The 3,570-nt window shown below is 60.2% G+C and carries 2 protein-coding genes; both read left to right on the top strand.

Annotation, left to right across the window (positions count from 1 at the left end):
- The coding region (gene mutS / locus HUJ17_RS02240) for a DNA mismatch repair protein MutS (protein WP_290509163.1) at nucleotides 1-2,297 on the top strand (2,297 nt) is incomplete at its 5' end.
- Nucleotides 2,298-2,636: 339 nt separating this feature from the next.
- On the top strand, nucleotides 2,637-2,972 hold the full coding sequence (gene fdxA / locus HUJ17_RS02235) for a ferredoxin FdxA (RefSeq protein WP_290509162.1): 336 nt from the start codon (nucleotides 2,637-2,639) through the stop codon (nucleotides 2,970-2,972).
- Nucleotides 2,973-3,570 lie beyond the last annotated feature (598 nt).

The raw sequence follows: 3,570 nt of genomic DNA, 5'->3' as shown, positions 1-3,570 counted from the left end.
AGATCGGTGATCCGGCGCTGGCCAAGGGGCCGGTGGAGCGCAAGGTGGTGCGCATTGTCACGCCGGGCACGGTCAGCGATGAGGCCCTGCTGGAAGAGCGCCGCGACAACCTGCTTTGTGCCGTCTATGAGGACAAGGGCCAGTATGGCTGCGCCAGCCTGGATGTGGCGGCCGGACGCTTTGTAGTGACCCAGGTGGAAGGCGGCGAACAGCTGCAGGCGCTGCTGGAGCGCTGGTCACCCGCGGAGCTGCTCTATAGTGAAGACAAGTCTCTGCCCGGCCGCTGGGGCGAAAAACCCGGCAGCCGCAAACGTCCGGACTGGGAGTTTGATGGGGAGTCCGCCCGCCGCCAGTTGTGTCAGCAGTTCCAGGTGCAGGACCTGGCCGGCTTCGGCGAACCGACTCCGGTGGCCATTGCCGCCGCGGGCGCGCTGCTCGGTTATGCCAAGGAAACCCAGCGCGGTGAATTGCCCCACGTGACCGGGCTGGTGGTGGAAAGCTTCGATGACACCGTGGCCATGGACGCCGCCACCCGCCGGAATCTGGAATTGACCGAAACCCTGGATGGCCAGGAGCAGCACACCCTGGCCTGGGTGCTGGACAGCACCAAGACCGCCATGGGCGCCCGCCAGTTGAAGCGCTGGGTGCATCAGCCGCTACGCAACCGCACCACCCTCAATCAGCGCCAGGACCAGATCGACGCGTTGCGCCAGGGCTGGTGTTTCGAGTCCACCCGCGATGTGCTCAACGACATCGGCGACATGGAACGGATTCTCGGCCGGGTGGCCCTGCGCTCGGCGCGGCCCCGGGATCTGACTCGCCTGCATGCCAGCCTCAAGGCCATGCCCGCCCTGATCGGCACTTTGCCCGCCTCCGATGCCTTCTATGAACTGATCGAACGCATCGGCCAGTTCCCGGAACAGGTGGACCTTCTCGGCCGGGCCGTCATCGAGAACCCGCCCATGCTGATCCGCGATGGCGGCGTGATTGCCCCCGGATACAGCGAGGAACTGGACGAGCTGCGCTCCATCAGCGAGAACGCCGGTCAGGTGCTGGTGGACATTGAAACCCGCGAGCGTGAGCGCACCGGCTTCTCCACCCTGCGGGTGAAGTACAACAAGGTCCACGGCTATTACATCGAGTTGTCCCGGCGAGAGGCCGATGATGCGCCGGTGGATTACCAGCGCCGCCAGACCCTGAAGAATGCCGAGCGCTTTATTACCCCGGAGCTGAAGGAATTCGAGGACAAGGCCCTGTCTGCCTCCAGCAAGGCGCTGACCCTGGAAAAGCGTCTGTATGAGGAGCTGCTGGAAAAAGTGGCCGCCGACCTGCACCCCCTGCAACGCTGCGCCGCTGCCGTGGCCGAACTGGATGTGCTAGCCGCCCTGGCAGAACGCGCCGAGGCATTGAACTGGGTACGCCCGCAACTGGTGGACGAGGAAGCCATCATCGAGATTGTCGATGGCCGCCACCCGGTGGTGGAGCAGGTGCTGGATGACGCCTTCGTGCCCAACAGCCTGCATCTGGACGATGCCCGCCGTATGGTGATCATCACTGGCCCGAACATGGGCGGTAAATCCACCTACATGCGCCAGACCGCGCTGATTGCCCTGCTCGCCCACCTGGGCAGCTGTGTGCCTGCCGCCAGCGCCCGCATCGGCAATCTGGACCGGATCTTTACCCGTATCGGTTCGTCCGATGACCTGGCCGGTGGCCGTTCCACCTTCATGGTGGAGATGTCGGAAACCGCCAACATCCTCAACAACGCCACCGCCCAGAGTCTGGTGTTGATGGACGAGATCGGCCGCGGCACCAGCACCTTCGATGGCCTGAGCCTGGCCTGGGCGGCGGCAGAGCATCTGGCCCGCAATCTCAAGGCCTTTACCCTGTTCGCCACCCACTACTTCGAGCTGACCCAGCTGCCAGCGCAGTTGCCGGGCATCTACAACGCCCATCTCACCGCCAGCGAGCACGACAACCGCATCGTGTTCCTGCACCGGGTACAGGAAGGCCCGGCCAGCCGCAGCTATGGTCTGCAGGTGGCACAGCTGGCCGGGGTGCCACAGAGTGTGATTCAGCAGGCCGGGGAAAAACTGCGCGAGCTGGAGGCAGGCAAACCGCTGGCAGCCGCTGATCGCTCAACACCGCCAGCCGCCACACCGTCACCGGCTCCCGCCCAGGCGAGTCTGTTTGCCGAGCCCAGTGCCGTGGAGCATGCCCTCAAGGAACTGGATCCGGATGATCTGACCCCGAAGCAGGCGCTGGAAGCACTGTATAAGCTGAGAGGGCTGCTTTAAGCCTTGTAGGAGCGCCGCTTGAGGCGCGAACCATTCAGTTGTGAGAAGCGAGTTACGGAAACCACAGCGCCTGTCCATGGTTTTTCGCAACTCGCTTCTCGTGACTCAAGTCTCTGTGTAAAGGCCGGTTCGCGCCTCAAGCGGCGCTCCTACAGACTATGGGGACGCCTTGTTGTTCTCTCTGGCCCTGTCGGGTTATTACCTTATATCAAGGCTTTGTTTGCCTGCCCTTGACCATATCGCTAGACTAGCGCCACCCCAAGCGAGACCGCACCGGATGCTGCTATAATTGGCAGTCTGGCGCTGTACCAAGATCAAGACACCTGGCGAGGACAGGCTATGACGTTCGTAGTAGGTGAGAACTGCATTAACTGCAAGCACACCGATTGTGTAGAAGTATGCCCGGTAGACTGTTTCTACGAAGGCCCCAACTTCCTGGTAATTCATCCGGACGAGTGCATCGACTGTGCACTGTGTGAGCCGGAGTGTCCGGTTAACGCCATTTTCTCCGAGGATGAGCTGCCCGAAGGGGAGCAGGAATTCCTGGAGATCAATGCGGACCTGGCCGAGAAGTGGCCGAATATTACCGAAATGAAAGATGCGCCGGACGATGCGGAAGAGTGGGACGGTGTGCCCAACAAACGCGAGAAGCTGGTTCGCGAGTGGGAAGGCTAAGGCCTTCCCGGCGGACCCGGTAAGCGCCTGCGACCCAGGCATTACCTTTTCGCAGACAAAGAAAAAGGGCGGCATCCTGCCGCCCTTTTTTGCGTCGAGTCATCCTGACCCTTTTGCGCTCACCGCAACATCCTTGTGTGCTGTCCTTGCTTATCCCTGTGCCCATATCCCTGAACACGAATCCACTATATCAACGGCTCTCAGCCGTTTGGGTAAAATAAATATTAAAACTCTGCCTGAAAATCACCCGGCAAAAATAAAATAACTTTAAATCAATAAGTTACAATTATCTCATAGCTTAAAAGTAGGCAAAATCAGCAGAAAGAGACTGCTTTTTCCTACAGCTTTGTAAGAGATCTCTTACAAGCACGCTCCACGCTGACGCCGATTCAGGAACAACAGCCAAGCAAGCGCAACATGGGGACGTCAAAACGCGCCCATGTTTTTACATTTTCTCACCCGTTTTTACAGCACCAACAGGCGCTTACGGTTAGCATTGTTTCCATGAAGTGACGGGGAATCAGGCCCGGAAAACTTCAACCAGTATCCCCCCAAGGCGCTAGCAATAGCGCTCACAACCCCCCTCTTCCACCCCCTT

The organism is Alcanivorax sp. (assembly GCF_014762765.1).
Lineage (GTDB): Bacteria > Pseudomonadota > Gammaproteobacteria > Pseudomonadales > Alcanivoracaceae > Alcanivorax.
The sequence above is the reverse complement of the archived record's forward strand: the minus strand, read 5'-3'. Positions and strand labels throughout refer to the sequence as shown.